This is a genomic window from Leptotrichia hongkongensis, assembly GCF_007990635.1.
GTDB classification, from domain to species: domain Bacteria; phylum Fusobacteriota; class Fusobacteriia; order Fusobacteriales; family Leptotrichiaceae; genus Leptotrichia; species Leptotrichia hongkongensis.
In genome coordinates, this window is record NZ_AP019846.1 from 401343 (window position 1) to 424288 (window position 22946).

Consider the following 22946-nt stretch of genomic DNA (forward strand, 5'->3'; position numbering starts at 1 on the left):
GATTTATAAAAGGGGGAGAAATAATGAAAAAGAGAGAAATTGAAAATATGGAAATAGTGAAAAATGTAATTGATTTGTTGGAAAATGCAAGGAAAAAAGTTGTTACAACTGTTAATCAGACGATGGTTTTGACGTATTTTGAGATAGGAAGAATGATAGTCGAGGAAGAGCAGAAAGGTGAAAATAGAGCAGAATATGGAAAGAAAATTTTAGAGATATTATCTGAGAAATTAACTGAAAAATACAAAAAAGGATTTTCAGTAACAAATTTACGACAAATGCGACAATTTTATGTAGTTTATTCGGAAAATGGAATTCATCAGACACTGTCTGATGAATTTAAATTGAGTTGGTCGCATTATATTAAATTAAGCAGAATTTCAAATCCTGATGAAAGGAAATTTTATGAAATCGAGGCTGTTAAAAATAATTGGAGTTTAAGAGAACTAGAAAGACAGTTTGATAGTGCGTTGTATACGAGGTTAAGTTTAAGTAGAGATAAGAAGAAAGTTTTGGAACTTTCGCAAAAAGGACAGATTATAGAAAAGCCACAGGATTTGATAAAGGATCCTTATATCCTTGAATTTATAGGATTGCCAGAACAGTCTAGCTATTCAGAAAGTGAACTGGAAGAAAAATTAATAAGTAAATTAGAAAATTTTTTATTGGAACTTGGGAATGGCTTTACATTTGTAGGTAGACAAAAACGAATATCTTTTGATGAACAGCATTTTTACATTGATTTAGTTTTTTATAACAGGCTTTTGAAATGCTTTGTCCTAATTGATTTGAAAATTGGTAAATTAAAACATCAGGATATAGGGCAAATGCAGATGTATGTAAATTATTATGACAGAGAAATGAAATTAGATGATGAAAATAAAACAATTGGAATAGTACTGTGTCAGGAAAAAAATCAGTCTTTGGTGGAATACACGTTGCCAGAAGATAATGAGCAAATTTTTGCAAGTACATATAAAACAGTTTTGCCAAGTAAAGAGGAATTGATTAAAATTCTTGAAGAAGATTAGGAGGATTAAATTATGAAAATAAAAATAAAACCAAGTGTATTAAACGGTACAATAGAAATCCCGCCATCTAAAAGTTATTCGCACAGAGCAGTGATTGCGGCGGCATTGGCTGAAAACAGTAGAAAATCAAAAATTGATAATTTGAAGTTTTCAGTAGATATTACGACAACAACGGATATTATGGAAAACTGGGGAGCGAAAATCAATCGAGAGGAAAGTTCTCTTGAAATTATCGGAAATAGCGGAAAAGTCGTTCCAAAAGATAAATATGTACAATGTAATGAGTCGGGATCTACAATCAGGTTTTTGATACCGATTGGGATTACAGATGAAAATGAACTGATTTTCGACGGAAAAGGGAAACTCGTGGACAGGCCGCTTGACTCGTATTATAGAATTTTTGATAAGCAGGGAATTTTTTATAAAAATGAGAATGGGAAATTGCCACTTACAGTGAATGGAAAATTGAAGGCAGGGAATTATGAAATTGACGGGAATATAAGTTCGCAGTTTATTACTGGACTTTTGTATGCCTTGCCACTCTTGGACGGAGATTCAAAGTTGACTATTAATAAGAATCTGGAATCTAAAGGATATATTGATTTGACATTGGAAATATTGAAACTGGCAGGAATTGAAATTGTGAATAACAATTATAAAAGTTTCGATATAAGAGGAAATCAGATTTATAAGCCGTTTGATTATACTGTTGAGGGGGATTATTCGCAAGTGGCATTCTGGATTGTGGCTGGAATAATTTCTGCAAACAGGAATAATGAAGTGAAATGCCTGCATGTGAATAAGAACTCGCTGCAGGGCGACAGGGAAATAATAGAAATTGTTGAAAGAATGGGGGCAAATCTTGAGATTTTTGATGATTATGTACTTGTGAAGCCTTCTAAAACTCAAGGTACAGTAATTGATATTTCGCAATGTCCTGATATTGGACCAGTTTTGACTGTGCTGGCTGCCTTGAGTAAAGGGGAAACTAGGATTATTAATGGGGAAAGATTGAGAATAAAAGAATCAGATAGAATAACTTCAATAAAGACGGAATTGAATAAACTTGGAGCGAATGTAGCTGAGGAAGGGGACAGTTTGATTATTCAAGGTGTAGAAGGATTTACAGGGGGAGTTACAGTGAATGCATGGAATGACCATAGAATTGCAATGTCGCTTGCGATTGCTTCGACAAGATGTGAAAAGGAAATAATTCTGGAAGAGGCTGAAAGTGTTAGAAAATCTTATCCGCATTTTTGGGATGATTTTGTGAAAATGGGTGGAGAAATAGAGAAAGATTGCTAAGAAAGATAAAATTTATTTATAATTGATAAATAAGTTAAAAATGGTAAAATCTAAATTAATGAGATAGAAAATTAATAAAATATGCGGATGTAAAATTTAATTAAATTTTGTTGAGACCGTTAGGAAAGGGAATTTATTATGAGTAAATTATTTTTGACATCATATTTAGCAGGAACGAAAAATTTAGTGAAAGAATTTTTAAAAGATGTACCAGAAAAAGAAATTACGTTTGTTCCTACTGCTTCAAACCCTGAAGATTATAAAGGATATGTAGACGAAGCTAAGCAAGCATTTTTGAAATTGGGATTTTCAATAAATATTTTAGATATTTCAAAAACAGAAAAACAAAAAATAGAAAATATATTGAAAGATACAAAAATTTTGTATGTATCAGGTGGAAATATATTTTATCTATTGCAGGAACTAAAACGTAAAAAAATTTTAGATACTATCAAAGACAAAATATCAAATGGAATGCTTTATATAGGAGAATCGGCTGGAGCGGTTATTACTTCTAAAAATATAGAATACATTCAGATAATGGATAATAAGGAAATTGCTCCTGATTTGGATAATTATGAAGCAATGAATATTACAGATTTTTATATTGTGCCACATAATAATGAATTTCCGTTTGTCGAAAGTTCAAAAGAAACTATAAAAATTTATGAAAGTAAATTAAATTTACTTCCAATAAGCAATAGTGAGGCAGTTTTTGTAAATGGAAAAGATTTTGTTGTAAAAAATGATGATAAATAAAAATGTGGGAAAATAGAAAGAAAAAAAATGGCAGCAAATTTTGGAAAAAATTATAAAATATCAATTTTTGGTGAATCACATGGTAGTGCATTGGGAGTAAATATTGACGGAATTCCGGCAGGAACGGAGCTGGATTTGGAATTTATTTCACAGGAAATGAGAAGAAGAGCACCTGGAAGATCAAAATTGACAACACCTAGAGTGGAAAAGGATGAATTTGAGATTTTGAGCGGATTTTTTGATGGAAAAACTACTGGAACGCCACTTGCGATGATTATCAGAAATTCAAATCAGCGTTCAAAGGATTACAGCGAATTAAAAAGAAAGCCAAGACCAGGACATGCAGATTGGAGTGGATTTAATAGATATAACGGATTTAATGATATTCGTGGAAGCGGGCATTTTTCTGGTAGAATAACGGCTTCGTTGGTATTTGCTGGAGCGATTGCAAAACAGATTTTGAAGGAGCAGGGGATTTTAATTGCAGCTCACATTAAATCAGTGAAAGATATTGAAGATAGAGATTTTGTGGAAAGCGATATTACAGAAGAAAATATTGATAAACTCAGAAATATGATTTTACCTGTCTTGAATGAGGAAATTGTGGAAAAAATTGAAAAGGCTGTGGAAAAAACAAGAGAAGAAAAGAATTCACTTGGTGGAATTGTGGAACTTATGGTTACAGGACTTCCTGTGGGAATAGGAGACCCATATTTTGAATCTATGGAAAGTGAACTTTCAAGAATGATTTTCTCAGTTCCAGCTACAAAGGGAATAGAATTTGGAGCAGGCTTTGGAATTACGGAAATGACAGGATACGAAGCAAATGATGAAATGTTTTATGATGAAAAAGGTAATATAAAATCATTTACAAATAATAACGGTGGAATCATAGGTGGAATAACTACTGGAATGCCAATATCATTCAAGGTGGCAATAAAACCGACGGCTTCAATTGAAAAAGCACAAAAAACTGTAAATCTTGAAACAAAGCAAAATGATATTTTAGAAGTACGAGGAAGACATGATCCAATAATAGTATCGAGAGTAGTGCCAGTATTAGAAGCAGCTACGGCAATTGTGATTTTGGATAGGGTTTTGGAAAGTAAAAAAAGAGAATTGTAAAAAAATTATTAAAAAATTGATATCGAATTATTGTAGAAAATAAAAAATAAGCAAGAGGTTAGAATATTAGCCACTTGCTTTAATTTTTTACTTAAATTTTTTTCTTTGTTTTATTTTATGTTTAATAATTGTTTTTTTATCATTTTCAAGAGTACTTTTATTTTCTAAAAATATACTTTTATCTCTAAATCCAGTATCATAGCCCTTTGTTTCAAACCATTCTGTCTTAGCTGCTTCAGTCTGGACATCTATCTCTTGTTTTGTCATTTTGTCTCCATTTTTTATTTTAAAGTACATTTCTGGATCAACTCTGTTTATAAGTCCTTTTCCTCTCATTTCAAAGGCTATCTCAAAATGCAGATGAGGAGCGTGTGTTCCGCTTGCATTTCCAGTTGTACCTGTTTTGGCAATCACTTGCCCAGCCTTTACTGTATCTCCGATTTTTACATTCACTTCACTTAAATGGCAATATCTAATGTATTTTACTTGCATTGTATTAGGATCATAATTTGGGCTGTATGCCCATTCTCTTGCACTTTCTTTAGGTTTGTAATTTTTTCTTTTTATTTTTTCAAGTTCTTTTGGATCGACTTCCAAGTAGAAATTTAATCCATATCCAGTTTTATCCACATACATATCCACAATTTTACCATCTAGAACAGCATAAACATCTGACCCTGGCAATGCAAAGATATCGATTCCTTGATGCCCTCTCGCTCCATTGCTTCGAGTAAGTCCAAATTTAGCCCAGTCAGGATAAACTTCGCCACGAAAATTATAATAGGTAACTTGCGGATTTTTTACTGGATTAACCCTAAAAATTTTGTCATCTTCCTCTTCATTCACAATATTTTTCCTAGAACTAATGTTTTTTCTGCTAAACATCATTCCGAAAACAATAATTCCTAAAATTAATAAAGCTATTATTCCCCAAATTATCCCTTTTTTCTTGCTAAATTTTGAATTTTTCACTTCATGCTTTTCTTCAATTTTATTGTCTAAATTCTTATTTTCATTATCCATAACAGTTAATTTGCTAAATTTTTATAGCCTCTCCTTCTTTTATTTATTTTTTCCAACTCACAAATAACCTCACTCAAAATATCATAAGCCAGCTCCACCTTACTTTTCTGACTAATTTCCACCGAAGTCCTATCTTTTCTAATAATCTCAATCACATTTTCATCGCTGCCCATTACAGACGCATTATTTGCCACTATAATATCCAAATTTTTCTTTTCCAGCTTTTTCAAGGCATTTTCCTTTATATCGTTAGTTTCTGCCGCAAATCCAACTAATAGCTGTTTTTCTTTTTTCCTGCTCATCTCTAGCAAAATATCAGGATTTCTAACCAATTCTATAACAAAATCTGAATCAGATTTCTTTATTTTTTCCTTTTTGTATTCCTTTGGTCTGTAATCAGCAACTGCGGCACAAGCTATGAAAATATCAGTATTTTTAAAATATTTATCCACTTTTTCATACATTTCAAGTGCTGATTCCACAGAAATAAAATTTTTAAGCCCATTTGGAATTTTCAAGTCCGTAGGCCCGCTAATTAAAATTACTTCTGCTCCCAGATCAGCCGCCGCCTGAGCAATTGAATATCCCATTTTCCCGCTTGAATTATTTGACAAATATCTGATTGGATCAATATTTTCCTTTGTTCGCCCGCTTGTTATAAGAATTTTTTTGCCTTTTAGCACAGTATCAAAATTTTCTATTTTTGAAAAAATGCTATATCTTTCTATTTCTTCAACAATATTCTCTGGTTCGCTCATTCTACCCTTCGCACTATAATTGCAGGCAAGCAGTCCTTCTTCTGCATCAATAAACCTATACCCAAAAGATGAGAGTTTATTAATATTTTCTTTTAAAATCGGATTTTCATACATATTCACATTCATTGCTAAAGCAAAAAATACTGGCTTTCTTACCGAAACAGCAGCAAGAATCGTCGTAAGCATATCATCCGCAATCCCATTTGCAATTTTTCCAATTATATTATAAGTCGCAGGTGCAATCAAAACCATATCTGCCCAATCCGCAAGTGAAATATGTTCCATCTCATAATACGGATTACTGTCCCACATATCCACATAAATCCTATTTCTTGATAAAGTTTCAAGAGTTAAAGGTCCAATGATTTTTGTAGCATTTTCAGTCATCACAACTTTCACATTATATCCTTTCTTTTTCAAAAGCGATACAATCCCAGCCGATTTATATGCCGCAATTCCCCCTGTAACTCCTACTAAAATATTTTTCATTTTTCCCTCTTCTTAAATCAAAAATTACAATAAATTATAATCCGTACTTCCATCCTTATTATCCTTAATTTCTACCCCAAGTGCCTTCAATTCATCCCGAATTTCATCGGATAACTTGAAATTTTTCTCGCTTCTTGCCTCACTTCGTAATTTTATCAGTAATTCAATTAATTTTTTTGTTAATTCCATATTTTCCCCTTCTTCCTCCTTCACAGCATTTTCTACTTCAATCGCTATTCCAAACACATTTTCTATTTTTTCCTTCAAAGAATCATAAGATTTTTTTATTTCATAATAAATTGTGGAAAACTCATTTTCATTTGTGGAAATAAATTTATTTGTTTCCCTAATCTGATCAAAAATAGTCGCTAGTGCCTGTGGTGTGTTCATATCCTCATCCATCGCCTCTTCAAATTTTTTATCAAATTCTTCAATTTTTTGAGAAAACTCTGAATTTTTAACATTTTCTATTTTTTCATTCTTATATTTTTCAACAATATTTTCAAATTTATTCATTGATTTTACAATATTTTGCAACGCTTTTTTCGTATCTTCCATATTCTCAAATGAAAAGTTAATCGGCTTTCTGTAATGAGTACTAAGAATAAAAAGTCTTACTACATTTCCAGAAAATTTTTCAAGTATTTCACGAAGCAAAAAGAAATTTCCTAGCGATTTTGACATTTTGTCGCCATTTATCTGAATAAATCCGTTGTGAAGCCAATAATTTGCAAAGTTTCCGTGATAAGCACACTTACTTTGAGCAATCTCATTTTCGTGATGCGGAAAAACTAAATCTTGTCCGCCACCGTGAATATCAAATGTATCCCCTAGATATTTTTTTGCCATCGCACTACATTCTATGTGCCATCCAGGTCGCCCTTGTCCCCAAGGCGATTCCCAAAATGGCTCTCCATCCTTCTTTTTCTTCCAAAGTGCAAAGTCTACTGGATTTTTCTTAATTTCCGACACATCAATCCTAGCCCCAAGTTCCAGCTCTTCAATTTTCTGATTTGATAATTTTCCATAATCTTTATATTTTTTTACCTCAAAGTAAACATCCCCATTTTTCTCATAAGCAAACCCATTATCAATTAATTTTTGAATAATCTCAATAATTTCCGCCATATTCTCAGTAACCTTAGGTCTTTTTACACTCTCAAGAATATTCAGCTTGCTAATATCCTCAAAAAAATATTTTATATATTTTTCCGAAACCTCACTCGCAGAAGTACCTTCTTCTATAGACTTATTTATAATCTTATCATCCACATCCGTAAAATTCTGCACAAACTCAACTTTCATGCCCTTATGCTCAAAATACCGTGCCAACGTATCAAAAACAACAATCGGACGTGCATTTCCCAAATGTATGTAATTATAGACAGTAGGTCCACAAACATACATTTTTACCTTATTTTCTTCTATTGTCTTAAATTCTTCAATTTTATTTGTCATTGTGTTGTAAAGTTTCATTTTTTATTCTCCCTGCTTTTGAAAACTTTTAATTTATAAAAATCTCTCTTAACATAAATTTCCTACTTCAAAGTAGCCACCGTACACCCAATTCCGCCTTCATTTTGATTGGCATCTTTAAATTCTGTTACATATTTTGAAGTTCTTAGGTATTCGTGGATTTTTTTTCTTAGTACCATTGTTCCTTTTCCGTGAATTATGTAGATTTCGTGGTAGCCTGTTAGCATTGCTCTGTCCATGTATGTTTCTAGTTCAGCGATTGCTTCGTCGGCATTCATTCCACGTAAGTCGATTTCTCCTCGTACTTGAGAAGTTCGTTTTAATGAAGCGAAGTTTTTGAATTTGTTTGTTTTTTTCTTTTGAATTTTTACAATGTCGTCAGTTGATACAACTAGCTTTAATATTCCAGTTTGCACTTGAATACGGTTGTTTGGCATTATTTTCAAAATTTTTCCATTTTGGTTCATTGTTTTTACAAGCACTTCTTCCCCAACGGCAAAATCTACATTTTGAGTAACAACTTTCTTTTCCTTTACATTTTTCTTTTTATCCGTAATAAATGATTCACGTAGCATATTCAGGCTTCTTTGAGCGTTTTTTGCATCTTCTTTCTTAGATTCCTCGCTGTTAATTTTGTCAATCAAGTTTTTGGCTTTTGCCTGCATGTTTTTCAAGTAATTGTCAGCTTCCTCGTAGGCACGTTTTATAATTTCATTTTTTTCATTTTCAAGTTTTATCATATTTTGCTCATAAATGCTTTTTTGCTTGTCAAGTTCAGTTCTTGTTGCTTCTAATTGTGCCTGCATTGTTTCCAGCTCATCATTTTTTTCCTTTATTGATTTTAGCATTTCTTCGACACGCTGATTATCTTCACTTATGTAGCTTTTCGCATTTTCAATCACTTCTTCACTAATTCCGTATTTTCTTGCAATTATAAGAGCGTTACTTTCTCCCGGTATTCCTTCCAGCAGTTTGTACGTTGGAGATAATGTTTCCACGTCAAATTCCATTGAGGCACTTTTAATTCCTGTTGTATTAAAGGCATAGGCTTTTACTTCGCTGTAATGGGTTGTGATTATTGAAGTTACGTGTTTTTTGTTCAAGTAATCAATGATTGCCATCGCAAAAGCAGCCCCTTCCATCGGATCAGTTCCACTTCCCAATTCATCCATTAATACAAGCGATTTACTGTTTGCATTTTCAATTATATCTTTTATTTTGCTCACATGCCCTGAAAATGAGGATAAGTTTTGCTCAAGACTTTGTTCGTCCCCAATGTCAGCCAGTACATTGTGAAAATATCCAATTTCAGTTTTTTCATTTGCAGGAATCGGGATACCAGATAAAGCCATAATTGTAAGAAGTCCAGCCACTTTTAATGTTACTGTCTTCCCTCCAGTATTAGGCCCTGTAATAAGCATTATATTTTCAGGATTCCCAAGTTCAAAATTAATCGGCACAACTGTATTTTCATCAATTAACGGATGTCTTGCTTCAACCAGTTTCAAATATTCTTTATTAATAATTTTTGGAACAATACATTTTTTATTAACTGAATAAGTTGTTTTCGCATCAATAAAGTCCAGTCTTTCCAAAATTTCCTTAATTTCCAGAATTTCTTCCTTTTTCGTCTTCACAAGCTCTGTAATTCTGAGCAGTATTTTTCTAATTTCCTCACGCTCACGAGCCTCATATTCACGTAATTTATTATTTAATGAAACAACATTTAAAGGCTCGATGTAAACTGTGCTTCCTGTTGCAGACCTATCGTGTTCTATTCCTTTAATAAGGCCTTTAAAATCTGTCTTTACAGCAATTACGTATCTATCATTTCTTTGAGTTATTATTCTTTCCTGAATAGCATTTTGCGTACTTTTATTGGAAATCAGCTCGTCAAATTTCTCTTTTATATTTGCATTAATATTCTGTTTCTGCCTTCTCACATCACGAAGTCCAATCGAAGCCTCGTCCTTCAATACTCCTTCATCGTTAATTGCTTCTGAAATAAAGTTCTCAATATCCTTAACTTCCTCAACATCGCTAAACAGATTCCAAATCGTTCTATATTTATCTCGAACATTCTTAGCCCTGCTTTTAGAAATTCTAAAAATCGTCAAATTTTTCTTCAGAACTGCCAAATCCTCAGCACTCAAATAAGAACCAATAATATCAATAGAATTCATCATTCTAGTAATATCTGCAAGCCCTGCAAGTTCCAAACCATCATCATACTTATAAAAGTCAATCATCTCCATCATAAGCATAAGTTCTTTATCCAAAACCGATTTTTCCTTTATAATATCAATATCCAGAAACTTTTCTTTCGTTTTTTCCAGTCGTGATAAATCAATAAGTTCATTAATTATCTTATAAAATTCTAATACATCATAATTTTTTTCCATTTTCTTTTCCTCAACATTCTTTTTTTCTTTTATTTAATATTTTAAAAATCCTATATTCTTATTTAAATTATATGAAACAAATTATTATTAATAAAGATTTTTCTTGATAATTTTATACTTTTTCTTTTTTATAAAGCAAAGGGGAACAATCGCCATCCCCTTTTATTTCGCAATATTAGTTATTTCAATTTCTTCAAATTATAATATTTGAAGATTTTGGCGAAAGTGCTACGCACTAATCCCAGCTCGTCTAAGCATTTTTTTAAAATAAAAATGAAACTCGCTACGTAAAACTTCGCTCAAACAATCATTTTCATTCCAAAAAAATCACGACAGTTTTAATTTAATCACATAATTGTGATACTAGAAAAGTAAGCAAAATTTCGTTAAAGAAAAAATAACTGTTTGAGATTTTGGAATAAATTTTAAATAATATTTAGTTAATCATGTAAAAATAACCTTTATTCAAAATCAAGTTTTATTTTTTCTTTATAAGAAAGTTTTGCGTAAAACGTGGGTAGTTCGTAGAACTTTCGCGAACATTATTAAGTGTTAATTAGTTAATTATGCTAAAATAACTGTTATTGCGAAACAGAGGAGATGGCCTCTGATCTCCCTGCTTAAAATAATTTAAATAATAAATTCACTATATAAAAAGGCTACTTAAATTAACTAAAATAACAAAATTATTTTAAAAAAATATTTTTATAAATTTTTCATATTTTGTTAAAATTATATCACATTTTGTAATAATTTGAAATCGCTATTTAATCTAAGCCTTTTTTATGGTATAATTTAACAGATGAAATATTTAAAAAAAATTGGAGAATAAATGATAAATATATAAATGTTAAAAAAGAAAGAGAGTGTGAAATAAATGAATTTAAAAAATTTACCGATAACTCCTTTACCATCAGTGAAACTTGATAAGCATCAGGAGGATTTGCTTGTTCATAATGAACTTTTTGCAACTCTTCTAGGTGAAACGATTTTTAGATATGCGGGTTTACATATTTATGAAGTTACTGAAAAATTGAAAGAAGCTTCTAGTAAATATTATAAAACACAAAAACAGGAGGCTAGAAAAAATTTATCGTCTTTTTGTTCGGATCTTACTGATGCGGAAATTTTACGTGTAATAAGAGGTTTTTCGATTTTTTCGGCACTTGCGAATATTGCTGAAGATGTGTATCAGACTCATGAACAGCGATATGCAAAGATTTCCAACAAGCCGCAAATTGGATCTCTTGAAAAATCACTAAAAAATTTGAAGAAAAAGGGAATCAGTCAAGATAAAATATTGAAGGCTATGGAAAAGGTCTCAATTGTTCCAGTTTTAACGGCACATCCGACACAAGTTCAAAGAAAAAGTATTTTGGATTTGACAAAAAAATTAACTGATATTCTGGATAAATATGAAAATGTAAAATCTCATCAAATTGATGAAAATGAATGGCTTAATGATTTAAGCCGTGGTATTCAAATCTGGTGGCAAACTTCAATGTTGAGAGCTAGTAAATTACGTGTAACAGATGAAATAAGTAATGCTCTAAGTTATTACAACATTACATTTTTTAATGAAATTCCAAGGCTTATGAATAAATTTCAGGAAATTTCAAAAACATTAGGAAATTCTGAAGTAAAATCTCAAGCTCTGCTTCCACTTACTATGGGAATGTGGATTGGTGGAGATAGAGATGGAAATCCTTATGTTACAGTAAATACACTGGAGCAGTCGGCACAAGAGCAGGCTATAAAATTATTCCAGCATTATCTGGATGTAGTTCGAGAAATTTATAGAGATTTATCAATGTCTATTTCAATGACAAACGTAACTGAAGAACTGCAAAACTTGGCAGAGGCTTCAGGACAAGTTTCGCCGCATCGAACACACGAGCCATATCGTCGTGCATTGACAACAATAACAGACAGACTTCTTGCAACAGCCTACAAATTGTGTGATTACAACCGTGACTTATTACCGCCAAAAAGAAAAAATGGAATTGATCTTCCTTACAAGTCAGCTAATGAATTTACAAATGATTTGGTAATTGTGGCAGAATCACTTAAAAAGAATAATAGTGAATTTTTAACGCAAGGAAAATTAAACAATCTAATCAGTGCTACAAAAATATTTGGATTTCACCTTGCAACAATTGACTTAAGACAAGATTCCAGCGTTCATGAAATATGTGTTGCTGAACTTTTGAAAAGTGCAAATATTTTAGGAGATTACTTGAGTCTGTCAGAAGACGCAAGATGTGAGATTTTACTGCGGGAATTGGAACATGACCCTAGAATTTTAAGTGATCCGACAATTCCACAAAGTGAAATACTGGCTTCAGAACTTGCAATTTACAGAAAGGCAAAATCTTTGAGAGAACGTTTTGGAAGTAAAATTATTGAAAAAAATCTGATTTCTCATGCAACAAGTGTTTCAGATATGCTAGAGATAGCTATTTTACTAAAAGAAGCCAATCTTGCAAAAGGAAATGAAGGAAATGAATTTTGCGATTTACAGATTGTTCCGCTTTTTGAAACAGTGGAAGATTTAATTGCGGCTCCTGATATTTTGAGAAAATGGTTTAATTTGCCGTTAGTGAAAAAATGGATGGATAAAAAAGGTCGAAAACAGGAAGTTATGCTAGGATATTCAGATAGTAACAAAGATGGTGGATATTTAAGTTCAAGCTGGTCTTTATACAAGGCACAAAAAGAGCTGACTGCAATCGGACGTGAATTTGACGTGGAAATTTCATTCTTTCATGGACGTGGAGGAACAGTAGGACGTGGTGGGGGTCCAAGCTACGAAGCCATTTTAGCACAGCCTGAAGGAAGTACAGACGGAACAATCAGACTTACAGAACAGGGAGAAGTAATCGGTGCAAAATACGGAAATCCTGATTTAGGATTAAAAAATCTGGAGGCATTGGTTTCAGCAGCGCTTGAATCAAGTGCATTGACAGAAGAAGATGCAGACTGGGAAGAATATGAAAAAATAATAGAAAATGTCTCAGAATTAAGTTACTACGCTTACCGTGACTTAGTTTACAATACAGACGGATTTTCAGACTTTTTCTTTGAAGTTACGCCAATAAACTTTATTTCAGGGCTGAATATTGGTTCAAGACCGTCTTCACGTAAAAAAACACAATCACTAGACAGCCTAAGAGCAATCCCATGGGTATTCTCTTGGTCGCAAGCAAGAATAATGCTTCCAGGATGGTATGGTGTTGGAACAGCATTTACAAAATGGATTGACAATGATGATAAAAAATTGGAAATTTTGCAGAAAATGTATAAGGAATGGCCATTCTTCCGTTCAACAATTTCAAATGTTGACATGGTTCTATCAAAAACAGATTTATCAATTTTCGCAGAATATGTAAAACTGGCAAGTGATCAGGAAACAGCACAAAAAATCTTTAAGGAAATAGAAAAAGAGTGGATTTTAACAATTGATATCTTGAAAAAAATTACAGGAAATGATGTTTTACTGGCAGATAATCCAGAGTTAGTGAGCAGCCTACGAAATCGTCTGCCATATTTTGACTCGATGAATTATTTACAAATTGAATTAATAAAACGTTCAAGAGCCGGAGACGATTCAGAAGAACTGAGAAAAGCCATTCACATTTCAATAAATGGACTTGCAACAGGACTTCGTAACAGCGGATAATATAAATAAAAGGAATATTTCTAATTAAAATTAGGACTGTTCCTTTTTTTGTAAAATTTTTTTTCCATTCATTTTATATTCATAAAACTGTTTTATAATGTATTCAAGATAAGAGAGAAAAGTAAAAAAATAAATGAATATTAAAGGAGAAAGAAAGATGAAAAAGAAGATTTTAAGTATTACATTATTAGGAATTATGGTATTAGGAGTATCAGTAGCTGTAAATGCAAAGAGCAGAAATAAATACAACAGAAATGTTTCTTCAAATAATTACATCGGAGTAAATAAGGCAATGAATATTGCATTGAAAAAAGTACCAGGAGCAAGCAATTCTCACGTGAAAAAAATCAATTTAGACAGAGAAAATGGAAGAATGGTTTATGAAGGGGAGATTTATTATAACGGACAGGAATATGAATTTGATATTGATGCTGTAACTGGTGATATTGTAAAATGGAAAGTAGATGAAATTTCAAATAATCCTGGCTACATTAATAACAATGTGAACAATTCGCAAACTATAACAATGGAAAAAGCAAAATCAATTGCACTTGCACAAGTGCCAGGAGCGAATCAAAGCCATTTTGGAAAAATAGAACTAGATCATGATTATGGAAGAGCAGTTTATGAAATTGAAATTTTTTACAATAATTCAAAATACGAATTTGATATAGACGCTTCAACAGGAGAAATTATTGGAACTCAAGTAAAGCATTATAATAAAAATTATTAAAATACAATATAAATAAAAAATCTTGCAAAAATTTTTAAATCAAAAAACAAAATTAAATGAAAAAGAAGGAGAAAAATTATGAAAAAGAAAATTTTAAGTATCGCATTATTAGGAATCATGGTATTAGGAGTATCAGTGACTGCAAACGCAAAAAGCAAAAATAAATATAACAGAAACGTTTCTTCAAACAGTTACATTGGAGTAAACAGGGCAATGAACATTGCATTGAAAAAAGTGCCAGGAGCAAACAGTTCTCACGTAAAAGAAATCCATTTGGATAGAGAAAATGGAAGAATGGTCTATGAAGGAGAAATCTACTACAATGGATGGGAATACGAATTTGATATTGACGCAGTAACTGGAGCCATTGTAAAATGGAAAGCAGAAAGAGATTAATAAAATAAATTAAAAAATATTCTTGCAGAGGGTTGATTGAAAATTTACTGTTTTCAGTTTGCTCTCTTTTTATTTTTTGGAATTTGTGATATATTATAGTAAAATTGCTATAGTTTTTATAGTAAAACTGCTTTAAAACCAAACTCAAAAGTTATGACTATTTTACTCAAACCCTAAATTTATATAATTTTTAGTAGTTTAATTTTAAATAGGTTTGAGTATATATTAGAATAATAGAAACTTAAGATTTTAGCATTTGCTAAAAATAATACAGGAGAGAATTAAATATGAAAATTTTGCTGGCAGAAGATGAAGTAGATTTGAATAATGTTGTAACAAGGTATCTAAAAAAAAATGGATATAGTGTAGATAGCGTGCTAGATGGGGAAGAAGCGCTAGATTATCTGGAATATAGTGAATACGATTTAGTAATTCTGGATATTATGATGCCAAAAGTAGATGGATTTGAAGTTATAAAAAAACTTAGGGATAAAGGAAATCATACTTCTGTTCTTATGCTTACTGCAAGGGATAGTGCAGATGATAAAGTAAAAGGGCTTGACTTGGGAGCTGATGACTATATTGTAAAACCATTTGACTTTAATGAGCTTTTGGCAAGAATTAGGGCAGTTGTGAGGAGAAAGTATGGAAATAGTTCAAATAAGCTTGTGATAGGAGATTTGATTTTGGATACTTCAGAAAAATCAGTAACAAGAGCTGGAAAGCAGATAGAATTAACAGGAAAGGAATATGAAGTTCTGGAATACCTTATGCAAAGCAAAAATCGGATTTTAAGCAGAGATCAGATTAAGGAGCATGTGTGGGATTTTGATTATGAAGGAGATTCTAATATAATTGACGTTTTGATAAAAAATATTAGGAAAAAAATAGATATAGAAGATGGAAAACAGATAATTTATACAAAAAGAGGACTTGGATATGTTATAAAGGAGGATTAGTTCAAATAAATTAGTTATTAGGAATTTTTTGAAAAGAAAGGAATAATTGAGTTTTGAAAAATAAATTAAATAAAATTTGGGGGGATTTTCCAATTACTGTGAAGGTAACTCTTTGGTATACTGTTTTTGTAGTAATCTTAATTTCGATTATGCTAACAGTATCATTTACCGTTGCAAATAAGATGACAGGAGACTTGAACCATCGGGAATTGATGGAGGCTGTAATTGAAATGACTGTTGAGATGGTTTCAGATCCTAATGAGTTTGATGAATTTGATGACGGGATTTACTTTGTTAAGTACAATAGCGAAGGGATAGAAATGGGCGGAATGTCGCCACGAGGATTTGATTTGACATTAAAATATAAAGAAAATACTGTCAGAACTTATGAAAAGAATGGAGAAAAATATTATTATTTCGATAAAAAAATAGAAAATTCTGGAGGAGAATGGGTTAGAGGAATTGTTCCAGTAAATCAGTTATCTGATGAAGTAAGCAAACTGCTTATTATAATTTTAATTTTAAGTCCATTATTATTGCTAATAATAGTTTATGGCGGATACAGAATTGTAAAAAAAGCTCTAAATCCTGTAGCCAAAATATCAGATACAGCTTCAGAAATTCAAAAAAACGGTGATTTTTCCAAAAGAATCAAAATTGATGAAGGAAAAGATGAAATACACAGGATGGCAGATACCTTTAATGAAATGCTAAATTCGCTTGAAAATTCCTATATACGTGAAAAACAGTTCAGTTCAGATGTTTCGCACGAACTTCGGACACCTGTGAGTGTTATACTTACAGAAAGCCAGTATTCGCTGGAATATGCAGACACTGTGGAAGAAGCAAAGGACTCCTTTTCTGTGATTCAGCGTCAGGCAAAAAGAATGTCGGAACTGATAAATCAAATAATGGAACTTTCCAAAATAGAAAAGCAGACTGTTATTGAATTGCAAAAGATAAATTTTTCAGAAACAATGGAAAAAATATTAGAAGATTATAAAAATCTTTTAAGTGAAAAAAATATAGAAGTTTCAAAAAATATTGAACAAAATATATTTATAAACGCAGATAAAGTAATGATTGAAAGATTGCTTGACAATTTACTTAATAATGCAATGAAATTTACAAAAGATAAAATAAATGTAAAATTATATTCAGAAAATGAAAATTGTGTTATGGAAATTGAAGACAATGGAATTGGAATACCAGAAGAGGATAAAAATCTTATTTGGGGTAGATTTTACCAAGTAAATGACTCACGAAACAAAAAAGTAAATAAAGGTTTTGGATTAGGACTTTCATTAGTTGCAAAAATCATTGAGCAGCATAATGCAAGTATTGATGTTGAAAGTAAATTGAACAAAGGAACAAAATTTGTTGCTAAATTTATTAAAACAGAATAATTTTAAAAGGGATAATCTCTATTTTGAGAAAATCCCTTATTTTTTTACTTTATTTTTTTCATAAACATAGATTAGAACCCTAAAATTTTTCCAACTCTTTCTTTTTCATTTTCCCATTCTTTTCCGTAGTAAGCTTTCAAGTAAATTTCTCTTAATTCATCCATTAGTGGGTATCTTGGGTTAGCTGGAGTACATTGGTCATCGAAAGCATCTAGTGACATTTCGTCCACAGCTTCCAAGAAGTCCTTTTCAGGCACTCCCCATTCTTTAATGCTTGCTGGAATTCCTATTTTTTTATTTAATTCATTAATTCCTTTAATTAAATTTTCTACTTTTTCTTCTTTAGTATTTCCGCCAAATCCTAGATAATCATTCATTTCAGCGTATCTTTGCATTGCATCAGGATATCTGTATTGAGGGAATAATCCCATCTTTGTTGGAGCCTCAGCTGCATTGAAACGGATAACCTCTTCAAGAAGCATAGCATTTGCGATACCGTGTGGAACGTGGAATTTTCCTCCAAGTTTGTGTGCAAGCGAGTGGTTTATTCCTAAGAATGCATTTGCGAAAGCCATTCCTGCAAGGCAAGAGGCATTTGCCATTTTTTCTTTTGCTTTAATTGCTTTTGAACCTAATTCTACTGATTCTGGCAAGTATTTGAATACAAGTCTAGCCGCTTCTTTTGAATAAGGTTTTGTGTATTCTGTCGCCATAACTGAAACATAAGACTCAAGAGCATGTGTGAATACATCAATTCCAGAAGCTACTGTAAGTCCTTTTGGCATTGTAAGCATAAGTTCAGGATCGTTAATTGCTACATTTGGTGTCAATGCATAATCTGCAAGAGGATATTTGATTCCAGTTTCATCATCTGTAATTACAGAAAATGGAGTTACTTCCGAACCAGTTCCAGCCGATGTTGCTACTGCAACAAATTTAGCTTTTTTACCCATTTCAGGGAATTCAACAATTCTCTTTCTAATATCCATAAATCTCATTGCCAAATCTCTAAATCGAAGTTCTGGATGTTCATACAATACCCACATAATTTTAGCAGCATCCATTGCAGAACCTCCACCAAGAGCGATAACAATGTCAGGGTTATATTCAAGCATTGCTTTTGCTCCAGCCTGAGCTGAACTTAATGTTGGATCCTCTTTCACTTCTGAGAATATTCTATAATCGATATGTATGCTGTCAAGCACTTTTGTAATATGTTCTGTATATCCTAGTTCAGCCAATACTTTATCCGTTACGATAAATGCTTTTTTGTGGTTTCCTTTCAATTCTTCTAAAGCTGTCGGAAGTGATCCGTATTTGAAATAAATTTTTTCAGGAACTTTGAACCATAACATATTTTCTCTTCTTTCTGCAATTGTTTTTACGTTTAATAAGTGTTTTACTCCTACATTTTCTGACACAGAATTTCCTCCCCATGAACCGCATCCAAGTGTTAATGACGGTTCTAATTTAAAGTTGAATACATCTCCGATTGCTCCAAGTGATGCTGGCATATTGATTAATGTACGTCCTGTTTTCATCAATCTTCCAAATTTATCGATTTTTTCTTTTTCAGCTAAATTAATATATAATGAAGATGTATGTCCCAATCCACCAAGTTTTACTAATTCATCAGCTTTTTTTAGTCCATCTTCAAAATCTTCTGATTTATACATTGCAAGCACTGGCGATAATTTTTCGTGTGCAAATGGTTCCTCAATTCCAGTAGACTCAACTTCCCCAATTAACACTTTTGAACTTTTTGGAATTTCAAATCCTGCCATACCTGCAATAACATATGCACTTTTTCCAACTATATCAGCGTTTAGATTTCCATTTATAAATAATACTTCTCTTACTTTATTTAGTTCTTCGTCGTTAAGGATATAGGCTCCTCTGTTCAAAAATTCGGCTTTAACTTTGTCATAAATTTCTTTGTCTATAATTACAGATTGCTCTGTTGCACAGATTACTCCGTTATCAAATGTTTTAGACATTAAAATATAGTTTACAGTCATTTTTATATCTGCTGATTTGTCAATTACAACTGGCGTATTTCCAGCTCCAACTCCAATTGCAGGAGTTCCTGATGAATAAGCAGATTTAACCATTCCCGGTCCACCTGTCGCAAGTATTAAGTCAGCACTTGCCATAAGTTCTCTTGATAGTTCTACGCTTGGTTCGTCAATCCATCCGATTATATCTTTTGGCGCTCCGTATTTTACTGCTGTTTCCAAAGCAATTTTAGCTGTTTCAATAGTTGCCTGCTTTGCTCTTGGGTGCGGTGAAAATATTATTGCATTTCTTGTTTTTAATGATATTAATGTTTTGAACATTGCTGTTGAAGTTGGATTTGTTGTTGGTACAATACCTGCAATAATTCCTATTGGAGTTGCAATTTTCTTAACTCCGTAAGATCTGTCATCTTCCAGAACTCCACAAGTTTTTTCATCTTTATATTTGTTGTAAATGTATTCAGAAGCAAAGTGATTCTTAATAACCTTATCTTCCACGATTCCCATTCCAGTTTCTGCTACTGCCAAATTTGCCAGAGTAATTCTTTCATCATTCATTTTTTGAGCCACTTTTCTAAAAATTTTGTCGACTCTTTCCTGATCAAATGTTGCAAATTCTTCCTGAGCTTTTCTAACTCTTTGAATAAGTTCCTTTAAACTTTCTAAATCCTTAACTACTGCCATTTTTCCTCCTAAAATAAAGCATATATTTTGTTACATTCCTTACAATTTATATAATACTCTATTTTATCAAAAAACTCAAGTGTTTTTTTTCACTTTCTTATTTTATGGTAATTTCAGCATAAAATGAGAAGAAATTTCGTTGACTTTTATATATATGATTCAATAGTTAATTGGCTATAATTTATTTTGTTTTTGAGTTAAATTTAATAAATTTTGGAAACTTGTAGCTGTATAAAAACTTGATTGGTTTGTTGGAATTGTATTTTGAATATTTGAAAATATTAGATTTTTGTATTTGGTTTGAAAAATTTATAATAATTATAAGAAATTTTAGCATTATATTTGTGTAATAAAGTATTGTAATTTTAGAATAGTAAAATTTTCATAATTGATTTTATTACAAATTTTTGATAGAATATAAAGTGTAATTTAATTTGTAAAACAAATAAATTTATATATAAAATATTTTGGAGGTAAAATTAACATGAGTTTGTTAGAATTGAAAAATGTAAAATCTGAAGTAGAAGGGAAAGAGATTCTAAAAGGATTGAACTTGACTATAAACAAAGGAGAAGTTCATGTAATTATGGGGCCTAATGGAGCTGGAAAATCTACGCTTGCAAGTATTCTTGTGGGACATCCAAAACACGAATTAGTTGATGGAGAAATTATTTTGGATGGAGAGAATATTAATGAAGATGCTGTTGATGAAAGAGCTAAAAAAGGAATTTTCCTATCATTTCAATATCCTGAAGAAATACCAGGGCTTACTGTGGAGGACTTTTTGAGAACGGCAAAAGAGGCTGTTACTGGGGAAAAGCAGTATTTAATGCAATTTCATAATGAATTAGTGGAAAAAATGGAAAAACTTCACATTAATCCTGAATATGCAGATAGACATTTGAATGTTGGGTTTTCTGGTGGAGAAAAGAAAAAGAATGAAATTTTACAGATGGCAGTTTTAGAGCCAAAATTGGCTATTCTGGATGAAACTGATTCTGGACTTGATATTGACGCTACAAAAGTTGTATTTGAAGGTGTTCAAAAATTAAAGACTAAAGATACAGCTTTACTTATAATTACACACTATGATAAAGTGCTGGATTATTTAAAGCCTGATTTTGTTCATATTTTGATGAATGGAAAAATTGTTAAGACAGGTGGACAGGAATTAGTTGAAAGCATTGAAAAAGATGGTTATGCTAAAATGAAGGAAGAATTAGGATTATAATTAATACAGAATAGAAAGTGTGGGAATAATGGAAAATAGAAAAAAAACATATGTTGCAGACATTGAACGTGGTGTCTATGATATAAAAGACGAAGGACATTATAAATATAAGGCTGAAAAGGGACTTACTCCTGAAATTATCAAAAAAATTTCAGAAAGAAAAAATGAGCCTGAGTGGATGAAAGAATTTAGATTAAAGGCATTAGAAGTTTACAATTCAAAACCTATGACTGACTGGGGTCCAGATTTATCAGATCTTGATGTAAATGATATTGTGCATTATTTAGAACCTGATTCAGCACCTATGAATGAAAACTGGGATGATGTACCAAGTTATATAAGAGATACATTTGACAGACTTGGAATTCCTGAGGCTGAAAAGCAGTCACTTGCAGGAGTAGGAGCACAATATGATTCGGAAGTAGTTTATCACAGCATTCATAAAGAATTGAAAGAACAAGGTGTAATTTATACAGATATTGAAACTGCTATGGTAGAATATGAAGATATGCTAAAGGAATATTTTATGACATTAATTACAGTTAATGATCACAAATTTGCGGCATTACATGGAGCAGTATGGTCTGGAGGATCATTTATCTACGTTCCAAAAGGAGTAAAGGTAAATATGCCTTTACAATCATACTTTAGATTGAATGCACCTGAAGCAGGACAATTTGAGCATACGCTTATTATTGTGGACGAAGGAGCTGATTTGCACTATATCGAGGGATGTTCTGCTCCAAAATATCAAAAAAATGCATTGCATGCAGGAGCGGTTGAATTGTTTGTAAGAAAAGGGGCAAGATTAAGATATTCAACAATTGAGAACTGGTCAAGAAATATGTACAATCTTAATACAAAAAGAGCAATAGTGGAAGATGATGGAGTAGTTGAGTGGATTTCTGGATCATTTGGATCAAGAGTTTCGATGCTTTACCCAATGAGTATTCTAAAAGGTGATCGTTCAAGATGTGAATTTACAGGAGTTACATTTGCAGCGGCTGGACAATATTTGGATACAGGATGTAAAATTGTTCATCAAGGAAAACAGACAAGTTCAACAGTTCATTCAAAATCAATTTCCAAAAATGGAGGAACAGCATTTTATAGAGGGCTTTTAAAAGTATTGCCAGAAGCAACTGGAGCAAGATCAACTGTAGAATGTGAATCATTAATGCTGGATAATGAATCAACTTCAGACACTATACCAATAATTGATATAAATAATGATAGCGTTGATATTGGACATGAAGCAAAAATCGGAAGAATAAGCGACGAAGCAATATTTTATCTTATGTCAAGAGGTATAAGCGAAGATGAAGCAAAGGCTATGATTGTAAGAGGATTTGTTGAGCCAATTTCTAAGGAGCTGCCACTTGAATATGCTGTAGAGCTTAATAAATTGATAGAGCTGGAACTGGAAGGAACAATCGGATAAACAGGCAAAACTCAAATTGCTGAAAAATGGAAGG

16 protein-coding genes are annotated in these 22946 nt (G+C 31.9%); 11 read left to right on the forward strand and 5 right to left on the reverse strand.

Going from position 1 to position 22946, the window contains the following annotated elements:
* Positions 1-23 precede the first annotated feature (23 nt).
* The 4 genes from FVE75_RS01965 (at position 24) to aroC (ending at position 4220) form a co-directional block, all read left to right on the forward strand.
* Positions 24-1031 carry a PDDEXK nuclease domain-containing protein gene (locus FVE75_RS01965; RefSeq protein ID WP_147004948.1) on the forward strand — a complete coding sequence of 336 codons (1008 nt, stop codon included), beginning with the start codon at positions 24-26 and terminating at the stop codon, positions 1029-1031.
* Between the two features lie 12 nt (positions 1032-1043).
* A complete protein-coding gene (aroA, locus tag FVE75_RS01970; RefSeq protein ID WP_147004949.1) occupies positions 1044-2336 on the forward strand; it encodes a 3-phosphoshikimate 1-carboxyvinyltransferase in 1293 nt (430 codons plus the stop codon).
* Between the two features lie 138 nt (positions 2337-2474).
* Positions 2475-3095 (forward strand): Type 1 glutamine amidotransferase-like domain-containing protein, encoded by a 621-nt coding sequence (locus FVE75_RS01975; protein ID WP_147004950.1) that lies wholly within the window; start codon positions 2475-2477, stop codon positions 3093-3095.
* A 27-nt stretch (positions 3096-3122) separates the two neighbouring features.
* Positions 3123-4220 (forward strand): chorismate synthase, encoded by a 1098-nt coding sequence (gene aroC, locus FVE75_RS01980; protein WP_147004951.1) that lies wholly within the window; start codon positions 3123-3125, stop codon positions 4218-4220.
* An 87-nt stretch (positions 4221-4307) separates the two neighbouring features.
* Here the strand turns inward: aroC and FVE75_RS11640 are convergent, their stop codons facing one another.
* The 4 genes from FVE75_RS11640 to FVE75_RS02000 all read right to left on the reverse strand — a co-directional run bounded on the left by FVE75_RS11640 (position 4308) and on the right by FVE75_RS02000 (position 10368).
* A complete protein-coding gene (locus FVE75_RS11640) occupies positions 4308-5243 on the reverse strand; it encodes a M23 family metallopeptidase (RefSeq protein WP_147004952.1) in 936 nt (311 codons plus the stop codon).
* A gap of 5 nt (positions 5244-5248) precedes the next feature.
* Positions 5249-6490 carry a bifunctional phosphopantothenoylcysteine decarboxylase/phosphopantothenate--cysteine ligase CoaBC gene (gene coaBC / locus FVE75_RS01990; protein WP_147004953.1) on the reverse strand — a complete coding sequence of 414 codons (1242 nt, stop codon included), beginning with the start codon at positions 6488-6490 and terminating at the stop codon, positions 5249-5251.
* A gap of 24 nt (positions 6491-6514) precedes the next feature.
* Positions 6515-7966 (reverse strand): cysteine--tRNA ligase, encoded by a 1452-nt coding sequence (cysS, locus tag FVE75_RS01995; protein ID WP_147004954.1) that lies wholly within the window; start codon positions 7964-7966, stop codon positions 6515-6517.
* A 62-nt stretch (positions 7967-8028) separates the two neighbouring features.
* Positions 8029-10368, reverse strand: coding sequence for an endonuclease MutS2 (locus FVE75_RS02000; RefSeq protein ID WP_147004955.1), 2340 nt, complete (start codon positions 10366-10368; stop codon positions 8029-8031).
* Positions 10369-11245: 877 nt separating this feature from the next.
* On the opposite strand from FVE75_RS02000, the gene ppc reads away from it, so the two are divergent.
* The 5 genes from ppc to FVE75_RS02025 all read left to right on the forward strand — a co-directional run bounded on the left by ppc (position 11246) and on the right by FVE75_RS02025 (position 17541).
* A complete protein-coding gene (gene ppc / locus FVE75_RS02005; protein WP_147004956.1) occupies positions 11246-14047 on the forward strand; it encodes a phosphoenolpyruvate carboxylase in 2802 nt (933 codons plus the stop codon).
* A gap of 157 nt (positions 14048-14204) precedes the next feature.
* The gene (locus FVE75_RS02010) at positions 14205-14780 is read left to right on the forward strand and encodes a PepSY domain-containing protein (RefSeq protein WP_147004957.1); all 576 of its coding nucleotides are present in this window, start codon (positions 14205-14207) and stop codon (positions 14778-14780) included.
* A 78-nt stretch (positions 14781-14858) separates the two neighbouring features.
* Positions 14859-15176 carry a PepSY domain-containing protein gene (locus FVE75_RS02015; protein ID WP_147004958.1) on the forward strand — a complete coding sequence of 106 codons (318 nt, stop codon included), beginning with the start codon at positions 14859-14861 and terminating at the stop codon, positions 15174-15176.
* 287 nt (positions 15177-15463) lie between these two features.
* Complete coding sequence (locus FVE75_RS02020) at positions 15464-16135, forward strand: response regulator transcription factor (protein ID WP_147004959.1); 672 nt, start codon at positions 15464-15466, stop codon at positions 16133-16135.
* A gap of 53 nt (positions 16136-16188) precedes the next feature.
* Positions 16189-17541, forward strand: coding sequence for a sensor histidine kinase (locus FVE75_RS02025; protein WP_147004960.1), 1353 nt, complete (start codon positions 16189-16191; stop codon positions 17539-17541).
* Between the two features lie 71 nt (positions 17542-17612).
* Here the strand turns inward: FVE75_RS02025 and adhE are convergent, their stop codons facing one another.
* The gene (adhE, locus tag FVE75_RS02030; protein ID WP_147004961.1) at positions 17613-20240 is read right to left on the reverse strand and encodes a bifunctional acetaldehyde-CoA/alcohol dehydrogenase; all 2628 of its coding nucleotides are present in this window, start codon (positions 20238-20240) and stop codon (positions 17613-17615) included.
* Between the two features lie 484 nt (positions 20241-20724).
* Here adhE and sufC point away from each other — a divergent pair, with 484 nt between their 5' ends.
* Positions 20725-21471, forward strand: a complete 747-nt coding sequence (sufC, locus tag FVE75_RS02035) for a Fe-S cluster assembly ATPase SufC (protein WP_021744694.1) — start codon at positions 20725-20727, stop codon at positions 21469-21471.
* Between the two features lie 28 nt (positions 21472-21499).
* Entirely contained in the window at positions 21500-22912 is a 1413-nt protein-coding gene (gene sufB, locus FVE75_RS02040; protein WP_172618755.1) for a Fe-S cluster assembly protein SufB, read from the forward strand.
* The last annotated feature ends 34 nt before the right edge of the window (positions 22913-22946 follow it).